The following is a 23734-nucleotide window of genomic DNA, read 5'->3' on the forward strand; positions in this document are numbered from 1 at the left end:
CTGCTGCGGGGGACCGCACGATGAACCTGTCCGGCCCCTTCATCCGCCGCCCGATCGGCACCGCGCTGCTGGCCATCGGCCTGTTCATGGTCGGCCTGATCTGCTACCTGCGCCTGGGCGTGTCGGCGCTGCCGAACATCGAGATCCCGGTGATCTTCGTGCACGCCAGCCAGTCCGGCGCCGACGCGGCGACTATGGCCTCCACGGTCACCGCGCCGCTGGAACGCCACCTTGGCCAGCTGCCGGGCATCGACCGCATGCGCTCGTCGAGCTCGGAAGGCAGCTCGCTGGTGTTCATGATCTTCCAGAGCGGCCACAACATCGATTCGGCCGCGCTGGACGTACAGACCGCGATCAACTCGGCACAGGCCGACCTGCCCTCGGGCATGGGCTCGCCGATGTACCAGAAGGCGAACCCGAACGACGACCCGGTGATTGCGATCGCGCTGACCTCGCAGACGCAGTCGGCCGACGAGCTGTACAACGTGGCCGATTCGCTGCTGGCGCAGCGCATCCGCCAGATCAGCGGCGTTGCTTCGGTCGACATCGCCGGTGCCTCGACGCCAGCGGTACGCGTGGACGTCAACCTGCGCCTGATGAACGCGCTGGGCCTGACCGCCGATGACCTGCGCAACGCCGTGCGCGCGGCCAACGTGACCTCGCCCACCGGCTTCCTCAGCGATGGCAACACCACCACCGCGATCATTGCCAACGACTCGGTGGCGCGCGCCGCCGACTTCGCCGACCTGGTGGTCAAGACGCAGGGCGATGGCCGGGTGATCCGTCTCAAGGACGTCGCCAATGTCTACGACGGCCAGCAGGACGCCTACCAGGCCGCGTGGTTCGACCACAAACCGGCGGTGGTGATGTACGTGTTCACCCGTGCCGGCGCCAACATCGTGGAGACCGTGGACCGGGTCAAGGCACAGATCCCGACCCTGCGCGACTACCTGCAGCCGGGCACCACGATGACGCCGTACTTCGACCGTACGCCGACCATCCGTTCGTCGCTGCATGAAGTGCAGATCACCCTGCTGATCAGCCTGGCGATGGTGGTGCTGACCATGGCGCTGTTCCTGCGCCGGCTGGCACCGACGCTGATCGCCGCGGTGACCGTGCCGCTGTCGCTGGCCGGTGCCGCGCTGGTGATGTACGTGATGGGCTTCACCCTGAACAACCTGAGCCTGCTGGCGCTGGTGATCGCGATCGGCTTCGTTGTCGACGACGCAATCGTGGTGATCGAGAACATCATGCGCCACCTCGACGAGGGCATGCCGCGCATGCAGGCGGCGCTGACCGGTGCACGCGAGATCGGCTTCACCATCGTCTCGATCACCGCCTCTCTGGTGGCGGTATTCATCCCGCTGCTGTTCGCCAGCGGCATGATGGGCGCGTTCTTCCGCGAGTTCACCGTCACCCTGGTGGCGGCGATCGTGGTGTCGATGATCGTCTCGCTTACGCTCACCCCGGCGCTGTGCAGCCGCTTCCTCAGCGCCCACGATCACGCTGCGCCGCCGTCGCGCTTCGGCCGCTGGCTCGATGCCGGCCACGAACGCATGCTGCGCGTCTACACCGTGTTCCTCGACTTCTCGCTGCGCCACGCGCTGCTGCTGTCGCTGACCCCGCTGATCCTGATCGGCGTCACCGTCTTCCTGTTCGGCGCGGTGAAGAAGGGCGCGTTCCCGCCGCAGGACACCGGCCTGATCTGGGGCCGTGCCAACTCCAGTGCCACCGTGTCCTTCGAGGACATGGTGGCCCGCCAGCGCCGCATCACCGACATGCTGATGGCCGACCCCGCGGTGAAGACCGTGGGCGTGCGCCTGGGCAGTGGCCGCCAGGGCTCCAGCGCACAGTTCAACATCGAGCTGAAGTCGCGCAGCGACGGCCGCCGCGAAACCACCGCGCATGCGCTGGCACGGTTGAGCGCCAAGGCCGACCGTTACCCCGACCTGCAGCTGCGCCTGCGCGCGATCCAGGATCTTCCCAGCAACGATGGCGGCGGTTCCAGCCAGGGCGCGCAGTACCGCATCTCGCTGCAGGGCAACGACCTGGCATCGCTTCAGGAATGGCTGCCAAAGCTGCAGGCGGAATTGAAGAAGAACCCGAAGCTGCGCGACGTCGGCACCGACGTGGACAACGCCGGCCTGCGCCAGAACATCGAGATCGACCGCGCCAAGGCCGCGCGCCTGGGCATCACCGTCGGCGCCATCGATGGCGCGCTGTACGGTGCGTTCGGCCAGCGCCAGATCTCCACCATCTACTCCGACATCAACCAGTACAGCGTGGTGGTCAACGCCCTGCCCTCGCAGACGGCCACACCGGCGGCGCTGGACGAGGTGTACGTGCGTGCGCGCAACGGCGACATGGTGCCGATCACCGCGGTGGCGACCCAGGTACCGGGGCTGGCGCCGTCGCAGATCACCCATGAAAACCAGTACACGACGATGGACCTGAGCTACAACCTGGCGCCGGACGTGAGCATGGGGGAGGCCAAGGCGATCATCGATGCCACGGTGGCCGGCATGCGCATGCCCGGCGACATCCGCCTGGCCGATGACGCCGGTTTCGGCTTCAACTCCGACCCCAGCGACATGCTGATCCTGGTGTTTGCCGCGATCCTGACCGTGTACCTGGTGCTGGGCATGCTCTACGAGAGCCTGATCCACCCGGTCACCATCCTGTCCACGCTGCCGGCGGCGGGCGTGGGTGCGCTGCTGGCGTTGTTCGGCACCAACACCGAGTTGTCGGTGATCTCGATGATCGCGCTGGTGCTGCTGATCGGCATCGTCAAGAAGAACGCGATCATGATGATCGACTTCGCGCTGGTGGCGCAGCGCGAGCATGGGCTGGCGCCGCGCGATGCCGCGCGCGAGGCCAGCATCGTGCGCTTCCGCCCGATCATGATGACCACGATGGTGGCGATCCTGGCGGCGGTGCCGCTGGCGATCGGCCTGGGCGAAGGGTCCGAGCTGCGGCGTCCGCTGGGCATCGCGATGATCGGCGGCCTGCTGTTCTCGCAGAGCCTGACCCTGCTCAGCACGCCGGCGCTGTACGTGATCTTCTCCTGCCTGGCCGAACGCTGGCGGGCACGTCGTGCACGCAAGCGCGAAGCGAAGCTGCTCAAGCGCGCGCAGCGGGCGTAGAAGGGCCCATCCTCGCATGGCGCGGATCGACTGAAACGGTAGCGCCGGGCCATGCCCGGCGGATGCGGATGGTGGGTGCGGACCGACGATCCGCACTCCATATTTCACGCGCACCCCGCAATAATGGAGCTCGATCCTTCCACCGAGCCTGCATGTCCGCCCGCCAATCCCGCCTCAGCCGCTTGTGGGCCCACGAGAAGGCCAGTTATGGCCTGCGGGTGTTCATCGCCCTGACGGCGGCGCTTGCCGTGTGCTGGCATCTGGACGCGCTCACGGCGCTGCCCGGCGTGTTCCTCGGCATCATCGCCAGTGCCATCGCCGAAACCGACGACAACTGGTGGGGCCGGACAAAGGCGGTACTGCTGTCGCTGCTGTGTTTCTGTATCGCTGCAGCCTCGGTGATCTGGCTGTTCCCGTGGCCGTGGATCTTCATCGGCGCGCTGGCACTGTCCACCTTCTGCCTGACCCTGCTCGGCGCACTCGGCGAGCGCTACGCATCCATCGCCCAAGCCACGGTAACGCTGGCGATCTACACCATGATCGGCCTGGAGCAGCATGGCGCTACCGATCTGCACAGCGCGCTGGACGCCGTCAGCCACCTGCTGGCGGGTGCCGTCTGGTACGGACTGCTGTCGATCCTGTGGACCACGCTGTTCGCCAACCGCCCGGTGCGCGAGCGCGTGGCGCGGCTCTACATCGAACTGGGCCGCTACCTGCAGCTGAAGGCCGCCCTGTTCGAGCCGGTGCGCGAGGCCGACCTGCAACGCCGCCAGCTCGATCTGGCCGAGCAGAACCGGCGCGTGGTCGGCGCGTTGAACGAGGCCAAGACGGCGATCCTGGCCCGCTTCGGCCGCTCCGGCCGGCCCGGGGTGAACTCCGGCCTGTACCTGCGCCTGTACTACATGGCGCAGGATTTCCACGAGCGCGCCAGCTCCTCGCACTACCCGTATGGCGCGCTGGTCGACGCCTTCTTCCACAGCGACGTGCTGTACCGCTGCCAGCGCCTGCTCGACCTGCAGGGCCAGGCCTGCGCGCGGCTGGGCGAGGCGATCCGCCTGCGCCGTCCGTTCGTGTATGGCGAAAGCAACCAGCAGGCCGGGCGCGATCTGGCCGATGCGCTGGCCTACCTGCGCGACCAGCAGCGCCCGCAGTGGCAGCGCCTGCTGGGCTCGCTGGACCTGCTGGTGCACAACCTGCGCAGCATCGAGCGCCGCCTGCTGGACGCCGAACGCTCCGAGGCCAGCCTCGACAATGTCGATACGCGCCTGCGCGACAGCAATCCGCACACCCTGCGCGAGATGGGCGTGCGCCTGCGCCAGCAGCTCACGCCCGGCTCGGTGCTGTTCCGCCATGGCTTGCGCATGGCGCTGGCACTGATCGCCGGTTTCGCGGCCATCCGGCTGTTCAACGCACAGAACGGTTCTTGGGTACTGCTGACCATCGTATTCGTGTGCCGACCCAACTTCGGTGCCACCCGCCAGCGCCTGGCGCAGCGCATCGTCGGCACCGTGGCCGGCCTCGTGCTCACCTGGGCATTGCTGCAGCTGTTCCCGCAGCTGCACGTACAGCTGCTGATCGCGCTGCTGTCGGCGCTGCTGTTCTTCTTCACCCGTACCGATCGCTACCTGGTGGCATCGGCGGCGATCACCGTGATGGCCCTGACCTGCTTCAACCTGATCGGCGATGGCTTCGTGCTGATCGTGCCGCGCATGGTCGATACGCTGCTGGGCTGCGCGATCGCCGCCGCCGCCGCGTTCCTGATCCTGCCCGACTGGCAGGGCCGCCAGCTGCATCGGGTGCTGGCGCGGGTGCTGGATACCGCCGCGCGCTACCTCGATTCGGTGCTGGGCCAGTACCGCAGCGGCATGCGCGATGACCTGGCCTATCGCATCGCCCGCCGCGACATGCACAACGCCGATGCCGCGCTGTCCACCGCGCTGTCGAACATGCTGCGTGAGCCCGGCCACGTGCGCCGCAACCTGGATGCCGGCTTCCACTTCCTGGCCCTGTCCAACACCCTGCTGGGCCACCTCTCGGCGCTTGGCGCGCACCGCGACCAGGTGGACAGCTACGCCAGTGATCCGCTGGCATTGGCGGCCGGTGATCGCGTGCGCAAGGCGCTGCAGCAGCTGGCCACCGCCCTGGCCGCACGCCAGCCAGTCGCCGAAGATGACAACGATGCTGATCGCGCGGTGGCCGCCGAGCTGGAACAGATCGATGAGGCGATGCCGCCGAAGCTGCAGCTGATACGCACGCAGATGGCGCTGGTGCTGCGGTTGCTGCCGAAAGTGCGGGCGGCGGCGAATGAGGCAGTGCGTACGCTCACCTGACAACTGCCGCCGGGCATGGCCCGGCGCTACCGGTGCTGCTTCCACGCGTGGCGTGGATCTACTGTGCCGTGCGCAACAGCGCGTTGCGCTTGGCGCTGCATCCCGATCACGTTCCCGCGCGGATACTGGGTGATCCTCTGCTCCTGGACGCCCCCATGAAGATCGAACTCGCCGGCCGCACCGCGCTGGTCACCGCATCCACCGCCGGCATCGGCCTGGCGATCGCCCAGGGTCTCGCCGCAGCGGGTGCGCGGGTCATTCTCAATGGCCGCAGCACCGACAGCGTCGAACGCGCCCGCCAGCGCGTGCTCGCCGCCGTTCCGGGTGCCGAGGTGACTGGCGTCGCCGCCGACCTCTCCGATGCAGCCGGCGTCGATACCCTGCTGGCCGGCCTGCCCAAGGTCGACATTCTGGTCAACAACGCCGGCATCTTCGGCCCCGAGGACTTCTTCGAGACCGAAGACGCCACCTGGGAGCGCTACTGGCAGACCAACGTGATGTCCGGCGTGCGCCTGTCGCGGGCGCTGCTGCCGGCGATGGTCGACGCCGGCTGGGGCCGCGTGCTGTTCATCTCCTCCGAATCGGCACGCAACATTCCCGCCGACATGATCCATTACGGGGTCAGCAAGACCGCGCAGCTGTCGCTGTCGCGCGGCCTGGCCAAGCGCGTGGCCGGCAGTGGTGTCACCGTCAATGCGGTGCTGCCCGGCCCGACCCTGTCCGATGGCTTCGCGGCAATGTTCGAAGATGAACGCCAGCGCAGTGGCAAGCCGCTGGAGCAGATCGGCCGCGAATTCGTCATGGCACACCGGCCGTCTTCGGTGATCCAGCGCACTGCCACGGTCGAGGAAGTGGCCAACATGGTGGTGTACCTGGCGTCCCCGCAGGCTTCGGCCACATCCGGTGCGGCACTGCGCGTGGATGGCGGCGTGGTCGACGATATCGTCTGAAGTTCTGCAGGTGTGCGGGCCAACGGTCCGCACCCACCGACATGGGGTCTGGGGAGATCCACGCCATGCGTGGATCGCCCCACCGCAGTCCCGACACACGGGCAGGAATGCTAGGCTGCGCCGGTCAAGGAGGTTCCATGTCCGGTCACAACCAGTTCGCCCTGCTGCGCCAGCGCCGTTTCCTGCCGTTCTTCGTCGTCCAGGCGCTGGGTGCGTTCAACGACAACGTGTACCGGCAGGCGATCATCAGCATGTTGCTGTTCATGGCCGTGCCGGAGGAAGAACTGGGGTTGTACGCCACGCTGGCACCGGCCATCTTCATCCTGCCGTACTTCCTGTTCTCGGCACTGGCCGGGCAGATCGCCGACAAGCTGGAAAAATCGCGGCTGATCGTGATCACCACCACCATGGAGATCGTGATCATGTCGCTGGCTGCTACCGGCTTCCTCACCCAGAGCCTGCCGGTGCTGCTGGTCGCCCTGTTCTGCACCGGCATGCAATCGACCCTGTTCGGCCCGGTGAAGTATTCGGTGCTGCCGTCGGTGCTCAAGCCCGAGGAACTGACCGGTGGCAACGGCCTGGTCGAGATGGGCACCTCGATGTCGATCCTGTCCGGCATGATCGTCGGCGGCCTGGTGTTCACCGTAGCCGGCAGTCATGGCACGGTGGTGGCCGCGTGCGCGATCATCGCGCTGGCGATCTGCGGCAACATCGCCGCACGGCTGATTCCCAAGGTCGATGCCGGCGATCCCAACCTGAAGATCAACTGGAACCCGCTGCCGGAATCGCTGGCAGTGCTGCGCATGGCGCGCCAACAGAAGGCCGTGCGCAATTCAATCCTGGGCGTGTCCTGGTTCTGGTTCGTCGGCACCGTGCTGACCTCGCAGCTGCCGGCCTACGCCGTAACCAACCTCGGCGGCGAGCCGATCCTGTACATCTTCGCCCTCGCCCTGTTCTCGGTCGGTACCGGGGTCGGTTCACTGCTGTGCGAAAAGCTGTCCGCGCGCACGGTGGAAATCGGGCTGGTGCCGCTGGGTGCGTTCGGCATGACCGCCTTCCTGCTCGACCTGTACTTCGCCCGCAGCGGCGAGGCGACCGCGCACGGGCTGACCGTCGGCAGCTTCCTGCAACAGCCCGGCAGCCTCCGCATCGTCATCGACCTGATCGGCATCGGCCTGTTCACCGGCATCTTCGTGGTTCCGCTGTTCGCGCTGATCCAGAGCCGTACGCCCAAAGCGCAGATGTCGCGCGTGTTCGCCGCGCTGAACATCCAGAATTCCGGCTTCATCGTGGCCGCCGCACTGCTGTCGCTGGCCGCGCACAAGCTGCTGCACTGGACCATCCCGCAGCAGTTCCTCGCGCTGGCCATCGCCAACGCGCTGGTGGCGATCTACATCTTCACCATCGTCCCCGAATTCCTGATGCGCTTCCTCAGCTGGGTGATGGTGCGCACGCTGTACCGGCTGCGGCCGCATGGCATCGAAGCCAACGTGCCCGACGAAGGCGCCGCGCTGCTGGTCTGCAACCATGTCAGCTACATGGACGCACTGATCCTGTCGGCGACGATCCCGCGCCCGGTGCGCTTCGTCATGTACTACAGGATCTTCAACATTCCGGTGATGCGCTGGATCTTCCGCACCGCCAAGGCGATCCCGATTGCCGGTGCACGCGAGGACCCGGCGCTGATGCAGCGCGCGTTCGATGAGATCGACGCCGCGCTGGCCGAAGGTGAGCTGGTCTGCATCTTCCCGGAAGGCGCACTGACCAAGGACGGCGCGATGGCCCCGTTCAAATCCGGCGTCGAGAAGATCCTCGAACGGCGTCCGGTGCCGGTGGTGCCGATGGCCCTGCGCGGCATGTGGTCGAGCATGTGGAGCCGGCGCGACAGCCGCCTGGGCCGCATGCGGGTGCCGCGCCGTTTCCGCGCCACCGTCGAAGTGGTGGCGGCACCGGCCGTGGATGGCCACACCGCCAACGCCCAAGCGCTGGAGGGCCAGGTGCGGGCCCTGCGCGGCGATCACGCCTGACGGAATCGGCCAGCCTGGCGGGTGGAGTGACCTCTCCACATACGCCAGCGTCCAGTGGCGAACACGGCATGCCGTGCGTGTAAACGCATACATGCAACGCCGGTTGCGGTAGATTACGCACCCACAGGGGGGAGGTTCGGCCGATTCACCAAGGCCGGCCACCAAGGAATGGAGTCTCGCTTTGAATCAACCACCACCGCTCAGCCGTCCGGTCTACATCCCCAACCATCTGGTCTGGGCGATCCTGACGACGCTGTTCTGCTGCCTGCCGTTGGGCGTGGTGTCGATCGTCTATGCCTCCCAGGTCGATGGCCGCCGCGCGGCCGGCGACCTGCCGGGGGCCTACAGCGCGTCGCGCAAGGCGGGCTGGTGGGCAGTGGCTTCGGCCGTGGCCCTGCCGGTCCTGTTGCTGTTGTGGTTCGGGCTGTTCGGCGGCTTGGCCGTACTGGGCGCTCTTTCCGACCAATGATTCACCACCACCACCCATCAAGGAGCTTGAACCCATGAATACCGCTACTCCGCAGGTCCCGAACAACCTGGTCTGGGCGATCCTGACCACCCTGTTCTGCTGCCTGCCGGCCGGCATCGTGTCGATCGTCTACGCCGCACAGGTCAACGGCAAGCTGGCCGCTGGCGACATCGCCGGCGCCCAGGACTCCGCCGCCAAGGCCAAGAAGTGGGCCATCTGGTCGGCCATCGCCTGGGCCGTGCTGGTCGTGCTGTACGTGCTGTTCTTCGTTGTGCTCGGCGGCATGGGCGCGATGAGCAACAGCGGCTACTGATACGCCTGGACGGATCCGGCGCCTGCGCCGGATCCGTTGTTGCATGTCCGCGCTTCCCATCCGTTCCCGACTCGCCCGCTGGGCGCCGCTGCTGGTTTCCGCCGGCCTGGCCGCAGGTGCCACGGTGGTGCTGCGCAACGTCAACCCGTATGTCGCCGGCAATCCGCTGCCGAGCTGCCCGCTGTACGCGCTGACCGGCCTGTACTGCCCGGGGTGTGGCAGCACGCGCTGCCTGTATTCCCTGGTCCACTTCGACCTGCCCGGCGCGATGGCGATGAACCCGTTGCTGGTCATCAGCCTGCCGTTCCTGTTGTTGATGCTGCTGAACATCGCCGGCATCCGCCCACGCGTGCTCGACCCGCTGATGCGGGTACTGGCCAATCCCACGTTCTGGCTCTGGGTGCTGCCCGGGTATGCGCTGCTGCGCAACCTGCCGTGGGCACCGTTTACCGCGCTGGCACCGATCTAGGATTCCAGCCAACGGCGCAGCCCCTCGTGGTGGGCGGCGTTTGTCGATCATGGGATTGGCCGGGCGGGATGGGTTTGCGGGGGACGCCGTGAATCCGTCCGTGGAGGCTTGGCCGCGGCATCCATGCCGCGGACACCCCCGCAAACCCATCCCGCCCGGCCACGGACAGTTTCCGTGTGCGCCCACCACGGAAAAGAAAAAGAAGTTCAAAAGCGGATCGCTTCGCTGCGCTCGCTCGGAGCCGAGCATGGCTCGGCTCTACAGAACGTCAGTGCACGGAAAACTGTCGAAGGCGGGGTGGGGGGGGGGGGGGGGGGGGGGGGGGGGGGGGGGGGGGGGGGGGCGCCCCCCCGCGGGGGGGGGGGGGGGGCCCGCCCCCCCCCCCCCGCGCCCCCCCCCCCCGCCCCGGGGGCCGCGCCGCCCCCCCCCCCCCCCCCCCCCCCCCCCCCCGGCCCGCCCCCGCCGCTACCGTGCATGATTCCCGCGATGACCGTTCCCGCTGCCCGCCTATCCAGCTTCTACCTGTTCTATTACGCGGCGCTGGGCGCCTTCACGCCCTACTGGAGCCTGTTCCTCACCGCGCGCGGGATGAGCGTGACCGCCATCAGCGTGATGATGGGCCTGTGGTACGCCACCCGCGTGGTCGCACCCAGTGCCTGGACCTCGCTGGCGGCCACCTCACCGCGGCCGATCCGCCTGCTGCGCGCCGGCTGCGTGCTGACCCTGATCAGCTTTGCCGCATTCCTGCTGCCCCTGCCGCAGCCGTGGATGTATCCAGCGATGATCGTGTTCTGCTTCTTCTACAACGCGGTGATGCCGCAGTTCGAGTCGATCACCCTCACCCATCTCGGCAGCGACAGCCATCGCTACGGCCTGATCCGGGTCTGGGGTTCGCTCGGCTTCATCGCCATCGTCACCCTGTTCGGCTGGCTGATCGAAGGTGACGGCACTGCCAGCCGCGCGGGGCTGCTGCCTTGGATGATGCTGCCGCTGTTCGTCCTGCTGGTTGCCTCGGCCTTCAGCAACCACTACGCACGCAACATCGGCAGGACCGGCGGCGACGCCAGCGGCTTCTGGCAGATCGTGCGGCGCCCGCCGGTGCTGGCGTTCTTCCTCGCCGCTTTCATGGAGCAGCTCTCGTTCGGCCCGTACTACACCTTCTTCTCGGTCTACATGGACCACCACGGCTATCGCACGTCCACGCTCGGCCTGCTCTGGACCATCGGCGTGGTGTTCGAAGTGGGCGTGTTCTTCACCATCGGCCGTTTCTTCCGCCGCTATGACGCCAGCTGGATGCTGCTGATCGCCCTGGTCAGCTCCTGCCTGCGCTGGGCGGTGACCGCGCTGTTCCCGGAAAACCTGCCGGTGATGCTGCTTGCGCAGACCGCGCACGCGCTGGGCTTTGCCGCGTTCTTCGCGGCGGCGATGCAGATGCTGGCGACCTACTTCCCGGGTCGCCTCAACGGCCATGGCCAGGGCCTGCTGTACGGATTCTCGTCCGGTGTCGGCGGCGTGCTGGGCGCGCTCATCGCCGGCCAATTGTGGAAGATCGACGAGGGACGCACGGCCTTCCTCGCCGGTAGCGGGTTCGCCCTGGTCGGCGCCCTGCTGTGCTTCTTCGCGCTGAGCCTGCCGTTGATCCGTGCACGCCGCAGTGCTGCGCGCGCCCGGTAACGAAAACGCCGGGCAATGCCCGGCGTTTTCATCGTGCAGCAGGTGCAGTTACCAGACCAGGTCGTCCGGTACCTGGTACTGCGGATCCGCGTAGGGATCCTCCTCGGCCGGTGCGTTCGGGTCGACCTTCAGTGCCACCGATGCGGCAAACACCGCTTCGGACTGTGCCAGCACTTCGGCGGTCACCAGCAGGTAACGGCCATTGAGCTGGACCACGCCCAGTTCACCGGCATTGAGCGCGGTCAGCTGTTCGGCGGTCACGTAGATGCGCTTGATCTTGCCGCCATACGGGAAGTGGCGGGCAATGTCTGCCGCCTCGGCATTGAGGCTCTTGTCCTTCAGCAGTTCTTCCAGCTTGGCCTTCGCCTCGCGGCGCACGCGTGCCTCTTCCTGCTTCAGGCGCTCGGTCTCGATGCGCTCTTCCTTCTCGCGCTGCGCACGGATGGCATAGGCCTTGGCCAGATCCATCTCTTCGGCGCTGCGCGGCTTGCGCGGGCCATGCAGACCCTGGCCACGCGCCGGGCCACCGGACTTGCCCGGACCGCCCGGCCCACGGCGCTCGCCAGGCTTGTGCTCGCCCCGGCCTGCGCCCTGCGGCTTTCCATTGCCAGTGCCACCCTTGCCCTGCGGGCGGCCATCACGGCGGGGGCCATCATTCTTGCGCTCGGGCTTGGGCGCGGGCTTGAAGCCCAGGCCCATCAGCTGGTCGCGGAGGGTATCGCTCATAGGATTCGGATCAGTAGTGCGGCGGCGGCGGTTCGCTCGCCGGATCGGAAGAATTCAATGCGTTGCGGACCTTGCCCAGGTCCTCCAGCAGCACGCGCAGCACGTCGGCGTTGCGCATGCCCTGCATGCGGGCATCGGCCAGCGCATCGCTCAATTCGGCAAGCGCCTGTTCCTGGAAGGACACGCGCATTTCCAGTTCGACCAGGCGCGCTTCCAGCGCCTGCTCGCGTTCGGTCGGCAGCAGGTCAGACATGCAGCGAACGCCCCCGGCCAATGCCGTAGTACGCCAGGCCGGCAGCTTCCACTTCGGCCGGATCGTACAGATTGCGCCCGTCGAACACCGCCGCGTCCTTCAGCTGCTCGCGCAGCTTCTGGAAATCGGGGCTGCGGAACTGCTTCCACTCGGTGACCACCACCAGCGCGTCGGCGCCCTGCAGCGCTTCGTCGGCACTGTTGCAGAACACCAGGTCATCGCGCTCGCCGAAGATGCGCTGCGATTCATGCATCGCTTCCGGGTCATAGGCACGCACCGTGGCACCGCCCTCCCACAGCTGTGCCAGCAGGCGACGGCTGGAGGCTTCACGCATGTCGTCGGTATTCGGCTTGAAGGCCAGGCCCCACACGGCAAACGTCCTGCCGCGCACGCCTTCGTCCTCGCCCTTGTCGTAATGACGCTGGATGAGGGCGAACAGGTGGCCCTTCTGCGCATCATTGACCGCTTCCACGGCGTTCAGCAGCTTCGGCTCAAGACCATGCTGCTGCGCGGTGCGGGCCAGCGCCTGCACGTCCTTGGGGAAGCAGGAGCCACCGTAACCGGCGCCCGGATAGATGAAGTGCCAGCCGATGCGCGGGTCCGAACCGATGCCCTGGCGGACCTGCTCGACGTCGGCACCGACACGCTCGGCGATGTTGGCGATTTCGTTCATGAACGAAATCTTGGTCGCCAGCATCGCGTTCGCCGCGTACTTGGTCAGCTCGGCCGAGCGCACGTCCATTTCCACCACGCGGTCGTGGTTGCGGTTGAACGGCGCATACAGGCGACGCATCACCGCCACCGACTCCTCGCTGGTCGCACCGATGATGATGCGGTCCGGGCGCATGCAGTCGGCGACCGCGTCGCCTTCCTTCAGGAATTCCGGGTTGGACACCACGTCGAAGGCGATGTCCGCGCCACGCGCGGCAAGTTCCTCGGCAATGGCGGCACGCACCTTGTCGGCGGTGCCCACCGGCACCGTCGACTTGTTGACCACCACGGTCGGCACGCTCATGTGCCGGCCAATGGTACGGGCCACGGCCAGTACGTACTGCAGGTCAGCGCTGCCGTCCTCGTCCGGCGGAGTACCGACGGCGATGAACAGCACCTGGCCATGCGCGATCGCGGACGCGGCATCGGTGGTGAATGCCAGCCGCGACGCGGCATGGTTGGCTTTCACCATCGGCTCCAGGCCGGGCTCATAGATCGGGATGATGCCCTGGTTGAGGCCATCCACCTTGGCCTGGTCGATATCGACGCAGACCACCTGATGACCGACGTCGGCCAGGCAGGTACCGGTCACCAGACCTACATAACCGGTACCGAAAATCGCAACGCGCATGTCCGTGCAGGCTCCGTGGTGGCTTACGGCAGGACGCCCAGCAGCTCGACGTCGAACGTCAGAGTCGCGTTCGGGCCGATCGGGCCACCCGGGGTGCCATTCTCGCCATAGGCCAGATTGCCCGGGATCCAGAAGCGGTACTTCGAACCGACCGGCATCAGCGCAACGCCCTCGGTCCAGCCCTTGATCACCTGGTCCAGGCCGAACTCGGCCGGCTGACGACCATAGGAACTGTCGAACACGGTGCCGTTGAGCAGCTTGCCTTCATAGTTCACGCGCACCTTGCTGCTCGGCAGCGGGCGCTCGCCGCTGCCCGGGCGGATGACCTGGTACTGCAGGCCCGAGGCCGTCGTCACGACGCCCGGCTGGGTCTTGTTCTTGGCCAGGAAGGCATTGCCTTCTTCGCGGTTGGTCTGCGCAGCAGCGGCGGCCTTGGCCTGCATTTCAGCCTGCTTGCTGCCCATGAAGGCCTGGATGGTGGCGGTCGCGTCAGCTTCCGTCATCTTCGGCTGACCCTTGGTCAGGCCGGTGCTGATCGCGTCAAACAGCGAGGCAACATCGATGTCGTCCTTCAGCTGCGCCAGCGACGGGCCCACCGAATAGGAACCGATCATCTGCGACACCTTGACGCGATCGACCTTCGGCGGCTGCGAACCCGGCGCCATGCCCGGCACCTGCTGGCCGCTGCGGGCCATCACGACCTGGCGCAGGGCCGCATCGGTGGCCTTGGCCTGTTCCTGGGTGATCTGCGGCTGCAGGCCTTCGAACGAACGCTCCACGGCGGTGCGCAGCGCGGCCACGTCGATCTCATCGGCGATCGGGGTGAACGACTTGGCCACGTCCAGGCCGATGGCGTAGCCGAGCTTCTGCTTCGGGGAATTCAAGGTTGCGGTCTCCTTGGCGGCTGCGGGGGCAGCCGGTTGTTGCGACAGAGCGACACCCGAAGTGCCCATCGCCAGAATCAGAACCGACGCCGCGGCGCCGCGCATTCCCATCTTCATTCGCTGCATTCCTGGAAGTGTCTGGGCGCCGACGTCGGCGCGAAAAGAGACATTGTCGCACGCATGCCGTCGATGTCGAGGCATCCGTGCCGGATATCAATGTGCGGCGGCTGCAGCCAGCGCCTTGTCGATGGCCGCGGTCAGCTGCGGATCATCCGGCGTCACCTTGCTGGCGAACTGGGCGATGACCTTGCCATCGCGGCCGACCAGGTACTTGTGGAAATTCCAGCCCGGTGCCACGCCGGTGGCCGCGGTCAACCGTTGATAGAGCGGCGTCGCCTCCGCGCCGACCACATGCACCTTCTCGAACATCGGGAACTTGACCCCGTAGGTGAGCGTGCAGAAATCCTGGATCTGCTTTTCGTCGCCCGGTTCCTGCCCCTTGAAATCATTGGAGGGGAAACCGAGCACCGCGAAACCACGGCCTGCGTAGCGCTTCTGCAGCGCCTCCAGTCCTTCGTACTGCGGCGTGTAGCCGCACTTGCTTGCGGTATTGACCACCAGCAGCACCTGGCCGTGATAGCGCTGCTGCAGGTTGACCTGCTGCTTGCTGGCCAGCGGCCGGTAGTCCAGGTCGAGCAGGTCGGCGGCCAGGGCGCTGGCGGAACCGGCGACACCGGCCACCATCAGGGCCAGCAGGGACAGGCCGCGCAGGCGGCGCGGAGTAACGGTCGACAGGGGCATCAGGAGCGGTCCGCGGTAGCCAGTCACAGGGCCCGGCCAGCAGCGGCCGGGAATCGGCCGAACTATAGCACCGGGCTTCGATGACCCAGATGGCAGGGCGCGGACCAGGCTTTGCGCGGCGTGGCGACTGCGCCCTTCGCCGATCTTCGTTGGCAAAGTGATGACATGGTATGGACATCGCTGAATGGAAGGTCGGCCTGAACCGGCCAATGCGACAATTTTATTTCCCTTTAGAATCAATTGAATAAGGTGATATTTCAACGATCTGACCGCCCCTGCCATCAGTTGGGGCCGGCAGGGGGTTGCACATGGGCGTGCCGGTGTTATAGTTGCATACAACACCAGTCACCTGAGACAGGGGGAAGCCATGAACATCCGGATCCGTCGCAACCTCGCCGCACCCGCGGCCGCTGCCGTTTCGACCCTGATCGTGCTGGCCTGGTTGGCCGCGCCCAGCCTCCCCGACTCCGCTGACAGTGCGCAGGACGCGACCGCCTCGCCGGCCGGGAACGCCACTTCCCCCTCCCCCCCTCCCCCGCGTCGGCTGCACAGCTCCCTGTCCATGCCGTATTTCTCGTTCGCCCAGCCGCTGACCCCACGGAGCTGAATATGAGCGACATCCAGTGGAGCGACGGCGCTCCCATCTACCGTCAGTTGAAGGAGCGCGTGATCGCCATGATGCTCGACGGAATCCTCAAGCCGGGCGATGCCCTGCCTTCGGTGCGCCAGGTGGCCGCCGATTACCAACTGAACCCCATCACCGTTTCGCGTGCTTACCAGGAACTGGCCGACGAAGGCCTGGTCGAGAAGCGCCGCGGGCTGGGCATGTTCATGACCGAGCAGGCCGCCACGCAGCTGCGCAGCAGCGAGCGCGAGCGCTTCCTCAATGAAGAATGGCCGGCCGTGCTGGAGCGCATCCAGCGCCTGGGCCTGAGCCTCGACGAATTGCTGCCCCAGGGGAAAGTCTGATGAATAGCACCGCAAGCGAATCGGTCATCACCGCCCGCGGCCTGCGCAAGGCCTACAAGTCCACCGTTGCCCTCGACAATGCCAGCTTCAGCATTCCGAGCGGGCGCATCGTCGGCCTGATCGGCCCCAACGGTGCCGGCAAGACCACGGCATTGAAGGCACTGCTCGGCCTGACCTCGGTGGAGGGTGAGCTGAGCGTGCTTGGCCGCGATCCACGGCTGCACCGCGACGAACTGATGAATGACATCTGCTTCATCGCCGACGTTGCCGTGCTGCCGCGCTGGCTGAAGGTGCGCGAGGCGATCGACTTCGTCGCCGGCGTGCACCCGCGTTTCGACCGCGCCCGCTGCGAGCGTTTCCTGGCCAACACCAAGCTGCAACCGAAGCAGCGCGTGCGCGAACTGTCCAAGGGCATGATCGTGCAGCTGCACCTGGCGCTGGTGATGGCCATCGATGCCCGCATCCTGGTGCTGGACGAGCCTACCCTGGGCCTGGACATCCTGTACCGCAAGGAGTTCTACCAGCGCCTGCTGGAGGACTACTTCGACGAGCAGAAGACCATCATCGTCACCACCCACCAGGTGGAAGAGATCGAGCACATCCTCAGCGACGTCATGTTCATCCGCGACGGCCGCATCGTGCTCGACGCGGAAATGGACGAAGTCGGCCAGCGCTACACCGAACTGCTGGTCAACGCCGACCAGCTGGAGACCGCACGCGCCCTGAAGCCGATCGACGAACGCAGCCTGGCGTTCGGCAAGACCGTGATGCTGTTCGACGGCGTACCGCGCGCCCAGCTTTCCACTCTTGGCGAGACCCGCAGCCCGGGCCTGGCCGACCTGTTCGTCGCCGTCATGAAGGGGACCTACGCATGAATGCCGTCAACCACCCCGTCAGCCCCCTCGGCACCCTGCGCTGGCTGCTCAAGCGCGAGTACTGGGAAAACCGCGGCGGTTTCCTGTATGCCCCGCTGATCGCCGGCCTGATCTCGCTGGTGATGAGTACTGTCGGCATCGCCTTCGGCCTGTTCGCTCTGAACCGCGCGGCGCGCAACGGCGCACTGCATGTCGATGGCGAAAGCGTGAACGTCAATGGCCTGGACCTGGCCCTGCTGACCCGCAACATCGACAGCAAGGACCTTGCCGACCTTGGCAACGGCCTCGACCTGACCCTGGTGCTCAGCTCGGCCTGGCCGTTCCTGGTGCTGGCCTTCGTGGTGTTCTTCTATTGCCTGGGCGCCCTGTACGACGACCGCCGCGACCGCAGCATCCTGTTCTGGAAGTCGTTGCCGCTGTCGGACACCCAGACCGTGCTGTCCAAGCTGATCAGCGCACTGATCGTGGCGCCGCTGATCGCGGTGGTCGCCGGCATCATCACCATGTTCGGCTTCATGCTGATCATCAGCATCGTCGCGCTGATGCACGGCGGCAGCCCGATGGCGCTGATCTGGGGGCCCGCCAGCCCGTTGACCCTGGCCGCTGGCCACCTGAGCTGGATTCCGGTTTACGCCCTGTGGGCCCTGCCTACTGCAGGCTGGCTGCTGCTGTGCTCGGCCTGGGCCAAGAGCAAGCCGTTCCTGTGGGCGGTGATGCTGCCGCTGTTTGCCGGCGTCATCGTCAGCACCACCAAGATCATGCCGCTGTTCGGCCTGACCACCGGCTGGTTCTGGCAGAACATCGTCGGCCGCCTGCTGCTGGGCGGCGTGCCCGGCATGGACCTGCTGTATCGCCTCGGCGCCGGTGAAGGGTCGCGCCGCGACCTGGACTCGGTGGTCAGCCTGATGTCTCCCGCCTCGCAGCTGAAGTCGCTGGCGATGCCGGAACTGTGGATCGGTGCGGCCGTCGGTGCAGTGTTCATCTTCCTCGCCATCCGCCTGCGCAAGCGCGCCGGCGAGATCTGATTCCATCCACCCGGAGGCACCACCCATGCGTTCCCTGCTCGCCTGTTCCGCGTTGTTGCTGTTGCCGCTGTCGGCACTCGCTGCCGATGCCCCGAACTGCAAGTTCACTGCTGCGCGCACGTTGAAGCTGGATACGGCCGGTGCCAGGGCGGTGGTGATCGAGGTGAACCAGCACGACCTGAAGGTCGTCGCCAGCAAGGGCGGTGGCCAGCTGGATGGCCGCGCCTGCGCCTCCAGCCAGGAATGGCTGGACCAGCTGGTGCTGGACCAGCGCAGGGAAGGCGACAAGCTGGTCGTCAGCCTGCGCCGCGACGGCCGCCACAGTGGCATCAGCCTGGGCAACAGCTACGCCTGGCTGGACATCCACGGCAGCGTGCCGGACAACCTGCCGCTGCAGCTCAAGGTCGGCTCCGGCGATGCCAGCGTGGAGAACGCACAGTCGCTGAGCGTGGATGTCGGTTCCGGTGATGCGGTCGCCCGCGGTACGCGCGGCAGCATCCACGCCGCGGTGGGCTCGGGCGACCTGAACATCGACGGCGGCAGTTCGCTGAACCTGCTGTCGCTGGGTTCGGGCGACGTCAATGCCCACAACATCGGCGGCGACGCCGTAACCGGCACGGTCGGTTCGGGTGACCTGAAGATCACCGATGTGCGTGGCAACGCGCGCCTGGACACGGTCGGCTCGGGCGACATCGAGTTCAAGCGCGTGCAGGGCAGCGTCGAAGTCGGCGTGGTCGGCTCCGGTGGCGTCGACCTGGCCGACATCGGCGGCAACGTGCATGTGCGCAGCCACGGCTCGGGCGACATCCAGGTGGACGGCGTACGCGGCAGCCTGACCGTCGATCACAGCGGCAGCGGCGATGTCGAACACCGCAACGTCAGCGGCCGGGTCACCCTGCCGCGCAGCAAGTAATCCTCTTCCAGACACGTCCAGGGGAACATCATGAATCTGTTGCGCCTGCTGCCCGCCACCCTGCTGTGCCTGCCGCTGATCGCCTGCGGCGGCACGTCCTCCGCCCCCGACAAGACCGTCGGCAAGAGCGTCGCCGAAGCCACCAGCGGCGTCGGCCAGACCGTCAAGGAAGCCATGGACGATGCCCGCAAGGACATCGCCCAGGGCAACATCAAGATCTCGGCCGACCAGCAGCCGCGTGCGGAGATCACGCCCGACGGCCGCCTGCTGATCGCCGGCAAGGAGGTCGCGGCCAACGACACCCAGCGCCGCCACCTGCAGGAGTACCGCGGCCACGTGGTTGCCGTTGCGATGGCGGGCATGGACGTCGGCCTGGCCGGTGCCAAGCTCGGTGCCAATGCGGCCGGCGAAGCGCTGAAGGGCATCTTCAGCGGCGACAGTGAAGGCGTGGAGAAGCGCATCAACGCCGAAGCCGCCAAGATCGAGGTCCAGGCCAAGCGCATCTGTGATCGCCTGCCGGCGATGCTGGCCAGCCAGCAGGCACTGGCGCGCGAGCTGCCGGCGTTCAAGCCCTACGCGACCATGGACCAGAGCGACGTGGACGACTGCGGCAAGAACAACTCGGTCACGTTCTCCAACTGAGACAAATCGACGCACCCGACCGGCAGCGGCTTTCCGTTGCCGGTCCGGCTGCGTCGGCAGGCTTACAATGGGGGCCCCGGATGCCCCCGAACCGAACGCCATGAAGAAGTTGTTCCTGCTGCTGGCCGCCCTGCTCTGCCTGGGCCTGGTCGGCTGCGACAAGGATTACCGCAACCACCGCGCCGAGCGCGGCAAGCCCAAGATTTCCGTCAGCGAAGGCATGGTGACCGTGCGCCGCCCGCCCGCACCGAACATCATCATCCTCGGCGATGGAACGATGAAGGTGGACGAGATCCAGATTCCGCTGGACGACGGACAGAAGCAGATGCTGCAGACGATGTTCGGCAAGCTGCAGGTGCTGCGCCAGAACACGCTGGTGGCTGCACCGGCCGACCCGAACATGCAGCCGGTGAAGATCCAGCCGCCGGAGGGCATGGAGGTGATCCCGGCCGACCTGATCCAGCGCATCCCCGAGTTCAAGGATTACACCGACACTTTCGGCAACATCGTCGCCGACCGTCGCTGAAGCAGGAACGCCGCCCAAGGGCGGCGTTTCCTTTTGTAGAGCCGAGCCCATGCTCGGCTCAGGTTCCAGGCAGTAGCCGAGCATGGGCTCGGCTCTACAACCGGCAGATCAACCGCCAGCGCCACCACCACCGGCCTGGATGCCGCCAGCGGTCAGCGCAGTCGGGTCCAGCAGGCGACGCAGTTCGGCCTCGTCCAGGCCGCTGTCTTCCAGCGCCACATCCAGCACCGGGCGCTGTTCCTTGTAGGCGCGCTTGGCAATCGCCGCGGCCTTCTCGTAGCCGATGATCGGGTTCAGCGCGGTGACCAGGATCGGGTTGCGCGCCAGCGCCTCAGCCACGCGGTCCTCGCGCACCTTCAGGCCGGCGATGGCACTGTCGGCCAGCAGGGTGGACACATTGGCCAGCAGGCCGATGCCATCGAGCAGGTTCACCGCGATCAGCGGCAGGGTGACGTTGAGCTGGAAGTTACCGGTCTGACCGGCCACGGTGATCGCGGTGTGGTGGCCGATCACCTGCGCACAGGCCATCACGGTCGCTTCCGGAATCACCGGGTTGACCTTGCCCGGCATGATCGAGCTGCCCGGCTGCAGTGCCGGCAGTTCGATCTCGCCCAGCCCGGCCAGCGGACCGGCATTCATCCAGCGAAGATCATTCGCGATCTTGATCAGGGCCACGGCCAGTGCATTGAGCTGGCCGGACAGCTCCACCGCGTCATCCTGCGCCGCCAGCCCTTCGAACTTGTTCTCGGCACTGTCGAACTTGACCGAGGTCTGCTGCTTGAGCGCCTTGGCCACCTGCGCGCCGAAACGCGGGTCGGCGTTGATGCCGGTGCCGATGGCGGTGCCACCCAGCGGCAGGCGGCGCACGCGCTTGAGGCTGTCCTCGATGCGCTCCTGCGCCGAGGCCAGCTGTGCCGACCACGCGCCGAATTCCTGCTCGAAGGTCAGCGGCATCGCATCCATCAGGTGGGTGCGACCGGTCTTGACCACCTTGCGCAGGCTGCGGCCCTTCTTGTCCAGGGTCTTGCGCAGGTGCACCAGCGCCGGCAGCAGCTGTTCGTGCGTGGCCAGCACCGCCGACACGCGCAGCGCGGTCGGGATCACGTCGTTGGAGCTCTGCCCCTGGTTGACGTGGTCGTTGGGGTGCACCACGGTCTTGCCTGCCTTGCCGGCACGGTTGGCCAGGGTGGCGATGACCTCGTTGGCATTCATGTTCGACGACGTGCCCGAGCCGGTCTGGTAGACGTCGATCGGGAAATGCGCGTCCCAGTCACCGGCAGCCACTTCGGCGGCGGCGGTCTGGATGGCCTTGGCCACGGTCCTGGGCAGGTGGCCCAGCTCGGCATTGACGCCGGCAGCGGCGCCCTTGACCAGGCCCAGCGCGCGGATGAAACCGCGCGGCATGCGCTGGCCCGAGACCGGGAAATTCTGCACGGCACGCTGGGTCTGCGCGCCCCACAGGGCATCGGCAGGCACCTGCAGCTCGCCCATGCTGTCGTGTTCGATCCGGAACCCGGTGGTTCCACCCTTGCTTGCAGCTTTGCTCATTGCATCGACTCCGCACTACTTCAGTTGGGGAAAGGGAAGCGGCGGCTGGCAGGGTGTCGCTTCCCGGGCTGGCGGCTGCGACAACGATACTCCGTTGCCTGCAGGGTGGGATGACGAGTACGGGCCAGATCGTTTCATCCGCAGGGCCCTTGTGCGTAGAGCCGAGCCCATGCTCGGCTGTTTCGGGCAATCCGGTGCCCACGGGGCAGCCGAGCGTGGGCTCGGCTCTACAGGGCACGCCCGCCCGGCACGTCGTAGAATATCGGCCCCGCCGCTCGTCCCCGCCCTGCCGACATGTCCGATTCCGCCCTGCTCGCCCTGTCCCCGCTCGATGGCCGTTACGCCGGCAAGGTCGACGCCCTGCGCCCGATCTTCTCCGAATACGGCCTGATCAAGGCCCGCATCGTGGTCGAGGTGGAATGGCTGCTGGCCCTGGCCACCGAACCGGGCATCGTCGAGCTGGCGCCGTTCTCCGACGCCGCCATCGCCCGCCTGCGCGCCCTGGCCGCCAACTTCAGCCCGGCCCAGGCCGCGCGCGTGAAGGAGATCGAGCGCACCACCAACCATGACGTCAAGGCGGTGGAGTACTTCATCAAGGAACAGCTGAAGGACGACGCCGAGCTGGCACCGGCGCTGGAATTCGTGCACTTCGCCTGCACCAGCGAAGACATCAACAACCTCAGCTACGGCCTGATGCTGGAACAGGCCCGCCGCGAGGTGCTGCTGCCGACCCTGGACGGCATTGCCACCACCCTGCGCACCCTGGCCCACGCCCAGGCCGGCCAGCCGATGCTGTCGCGCACCCACGGCCAGACCGCCTCGCCGACCACCCTGGGCAAGGAGCTGGCCAACGTGGTCGCCCGTCTGGAGCGCCAGCGCAGGCAGATCGCCGCAGTCGAGCTGACCGGCAAGATCAACGGCGCGGTCGGCAACTACAACGCCCACATCGCCAGCTACCCGGACGTGGACTGGCCGGCCTTCGCCGAGCGCTTCGTGACCGGCCTGGGCCTGGTGTTCAATCCGTACACCACGCAGATCGAGCCGCACGACAACGTCGCCGAGATCGGCGATGCCGCGCGCCGCGCCAACATCATCCTGATCGACCTGGCCCGCGACATCTGGGGCTACATCTCACTGGGCTACTTCAAGCAGCGCCTGAAGGAAGGCGAAGTCGGCTCGTCGACGATGCCGCACAAGGTCAATCCGATCGATTTCGAGAATGCCGAAGGCAACTTCGGCATCGCCAATGCGCTGTTCGAGCACTTCAGCGCGAAGCTGCCGATCAGCCGCTGGCAGCGTGACCTGACCGATTCCACCGTGCTGCGCGCACTGGGCACCGCGTTCGGCCACAGCCAGGTGGCGCTGGATTCGCTGGCCAAGGGCCTGGGCAAGCTGGAAGTGAACCCGCAGCGCCTGGACGCCGATCTGGATGCGGCCTGGGAAGTGCTGGCCGAAGCCGTGCAGACGGTGATGCGCCGCCACGGCCTGCCGAACCCGTACGAGCAGCTGAAGGCGCTGACCCGTGGCCAGGGCATCACGGCCGAGTCGATGCGTGCGTTCGTGCAGGGGCTGGAGCTGCCGGCGGAGGCGAAGCAACGACTGCTGGAGATGACCCCGGGCAGCTACACCGGCCTGGCCGAGTCGCTGGCGAAGAAGATCTAAAGGGTTTCCTTTGCGGCGGCGGCCGCGGGCGCTGCCTGCGGCAGGCAACTGCAACGGCAACGTCAAAGGCGGCTCTGGGTTATTGCCTCGCTTGGCGGGGCGGGTTGGGTTCGCGGGACACGCCGTAAACCCATCCCTGGGGGCTCGATGGCGCCATCCATGGCGCCAACGGTCCCGCGAACCCAACCCGCCC

21 protein-coding genes are annotated in these 23734 nt (G+C 66.9%); 15 read left to right on the top strand and 6 right to left on the bottom strand.

Annotated elements, in window-relative coordinates; translation table 11 throughout:
- Positions 1-20: 20 nt before the first annotated feature.
- From V3B41_RS08385 to V3B41_RS08420, 8 genes are all read left to right on the top strand, one after another.
- A complete protein-coding gene (locus V3B41_RS08385; protein WP_197633758.1) occupies positions 21-3143 on the top strand; it encodes an efflux RND transporter permease subunit in 3123 nt (1040 codons plus the stop codon).
- Positions 3144-3295: 152 nt separating this feature from the next.
- On the top strand, positions 3296-5473 hold the full coding sequence (gene yccS, locus V3B41_RS08390; RefSeq protein WP_049427333.1) for a YccS family putative transporter: 2178 nt from the start codon (positions 3296-3298) through the stop codon (positions 5471-5473).
- A 155-nt stretch (positions 5474-5628) separates the two neighbouring features.
- Positions 5629-6423 (top strand): SDR family oxidoreductase, encoded by a 795-nt coding sequence (locus tag V3B41_RS08395; protein ID WP_197620076.1) that lies wholly within the window; start codon positions 5629-5631, stop codon positions 6421-6423.
- A 137-nt stretch (positions 6424-6560) separates the two neighbouring features.
- Positions 6561-8450: an MFS transporter gene (locus V3B41_RS08400; RefSeq protein WP_329860671.1), complete on the top strand. Its 1890-nt coding sequence runs from the start codon at positions 6561-6563 to the stop codon at positions 8448-8450.
- Between the two features lie 181 nt (positions 8451-8631).
- Entirely contained in the window at positions 8632-8919 is a 288-nt protein-coding gene (locus tag V3B41_RS08405; RefSeq protein ID WP_005419784.1) for a CD225/dispanin family protein, read from the top strand.
- 34 nt (positions 8920-8953) lie between these two features.
- Positions 8954-9232: a CD225/dispanin family protein gene (locus V3B41_RS08410; RefSeq protein WP_005411298.1), complete on the top strand. Its 279-nt coding sequence runs from the start codon at positions 8954-8956 to the stop codon at positions 9230-9232.
- 43 nt (positions 9233-9275) lie between these two features.
- Entirely contained in the window at positions 9276-9701 is a 426-nt protein-coding gene (locus V3B41_RS08415; RefSeq protein WP_049427336.1) for a DUF2752 domain-containing protein, read from the top strand.
- Positions 9702-10187: 486 nt separating this feature from the next.
- Complete coding sequence (locus V3B41_RS08420) at positions 10188-11375, top strand: MFS transporter (RefSeq protein WP_295550781.1); 1188 nt, start codon at positions 10188-10190, stop codon at positions 11373-11375.
- Between the two features lie 48 nt (positions 11376-11423).
- On the opposite strand, the gene V3B41_RS08425 is transcribed toward V3B41_RS08420, so the two are convergent.
- The 5 genes from V3B41_RS08425 to V3B41_RS08445 all read right to left on the bottom strand — a co-directional run bounded on the left by V3B41_RS08425 (position 11424) and on the right by V3B41_RS08445 (position 15381).
- Positions 11424-12101, bottom strand: coding sequence for a DUF2058 family protein (locus V3B41_RS08425; RefSeq protein ID WP_049428341.1), 678 nt, complete (start codon positions 12099-12101; stop codon positions 11424-11426).
- Between the two features lie 10 nt (positions 12102-12111).
- Entirely contained in the window at positions 12112-12354 is a 243-nt protein-coding gene (locus V3B41_RS08430) for a SlyX family protein (protein WP_005410256.1), read from the bottom strand.
- Entirely contained in the window at positions 12347-13696 is a 1350-nt protein-coding gene (locus V3B41_RS08435; RefSeq protein WP_049428339.1) for a UDP-glucose/GDP-mannose dehydrogenase family protein, read from the bottom strand. The genes V3B41_RS08430 and V3B41_RS08435 overlap by 8 nt, the downstream gene beginning before the upstream one ends.
- Positions 13697-13719: 23 nt before the next feature.
- On the bottom strand, positions 13720-14697 hold the full coding sequence (locus tag V3B41_RS08440; RefSeq protein WP_049428337.1) for an FKBP-type peptidyl-prolyl cis-trans isomerase: 978 nt from the start codon (positions 14695-14697) through the stop codon (positions 13720-13722).
- A gap of 96 nt (positions 14698-14793) precedes the next feature.
- Positions 14794-15381, bottom strand: a complete 588-nt coding sequence (locus V3B41_RS08445) for a glutathione peroxidase (protein WP_049428335.1) — start codon at positions 15379-15381, stop codon at positions 14794-14796.
- 609 nt (positions 15382-15990) lie between these two features.
- On the opposite strand from V3B41_RS08445, the gene V3B41_RS08450 reads away from it, so the two are divergent.
- The 6 genes from V3B41_RS08450 to V3B41_RS08475 all read left to right on the top strand — a co-directional run bounded on the left by V3B41_RS08450 (position 15991) and on the right by V3B41_RS08475 (position 20331).
- Entirely contained in the window at positions 15991-16350 is a 360-nt protein-coding gene (locus V3B41_RS08450) for a GntR family transcriptional regulator (RefSeq protein ID WP_005410261.1), read from the top strand.
- Entirely contained in the window at positions 16350-17225 is an 876-nt protein-coding gene (locus tag V3B41_RS08455) for an ABC transporter ATP-binding protein (RefSeq protein ID WP_049428333.1), read from the top strand. Before V3B41_RS08450 ends, V3B41_RS08455 begins: the two co-directional genes overlap by 1 nt.
- Complete coding sequence (locus tag V3B41_RS08460; RefSeq protein ID WP_197633617.1) at positions 17222-18250, top strand: ABC-2 transporter permease; 1029 nt, start codon at positions 17222-17224, stop codon at positions 18248-18250. The genes V3B41_RS08455 and V3B41_RS08460 overlap by 4 nt, the downstream gene beginning before the upstream one ends.
- Positions 18251-18275: 25 nt before the next feature.
- The gene (locus V3B41_RS08465; RefSeq protein WP_049428329.1) at positions 18276-19163 is read left to right on the top strand and encodes a DUF4097 family beta strand repeat-containing protein; all 888 of its coding nucleotides are present in this window, start codon (positions 18276-18278) and stop codon (positions 19161-19163) included.
- Positions 19164-19193: 30 nt separating this feature from the next.
- On the top strand, positions 19194-19805 hold the full coding sequence (locus tag V3B41_RS08470; RefSeq protein WP_197633616.1) for a hypothetical protein: 612 nt from the start codon (positions 19194-19196) through the stop codon (positions 19803-19805).
- Positions 19806-19905: 100 nt separating this feature from the next.
- Positions 19906-20331 (top strand): hypothetical protein, encoded by a 426-nt coding sequence (locus V3B41_RS08475; RefSeq protein WP_033833950.1) that lies wholly within the window; start codon positions 19906-19908, stop codon positions 20329-20331.
- Between the two features lie 108 nt (positions 20332-20439).
- Here V3B41_RS08475 and V3B41_RS08480 read toward each other — a convergent pair whose 3' ends face one another.
- Positions 20440-21879 (bottom strand): class II fumarate hydratase, encoded by a 1440-nt coding sequence (locus tag V3B41_RS08480; RefSeq protein WP_049428325.1) that lies wholly within the window; start codon positions 21877-21879, stop codon positions 20440-20442.
- A 294-nt stretch (positions 21880-22173) separates the two neighbouring features.
- On the opposite strand from V3B41_RS08480, the gene purB reads away from it, so the two are divergent.
- Positions 22174-23541, top strand: a complete 1368-nt coding sequence (purB, locus tag V3B41_RS08485; RefSeq protein ID WP_049428323.1) for an adenylosuccinate lyase — start codon at positions 22174-22176, stop codon at positions 23539-23541.
- Positions 23542-23734: the final 193 nt, after the last annotated feature.

The organism is Stenotrophomonas sp. SMYL89 (assembly GCF_036319985.1).
GTDB lineage: Bacteria > Pseudomonadota > Gammaproteobacteria > Xanthomonadales > Xanthomonadaceae > Stenotrophomonas > Stenotrophomonas maltophilia_Q.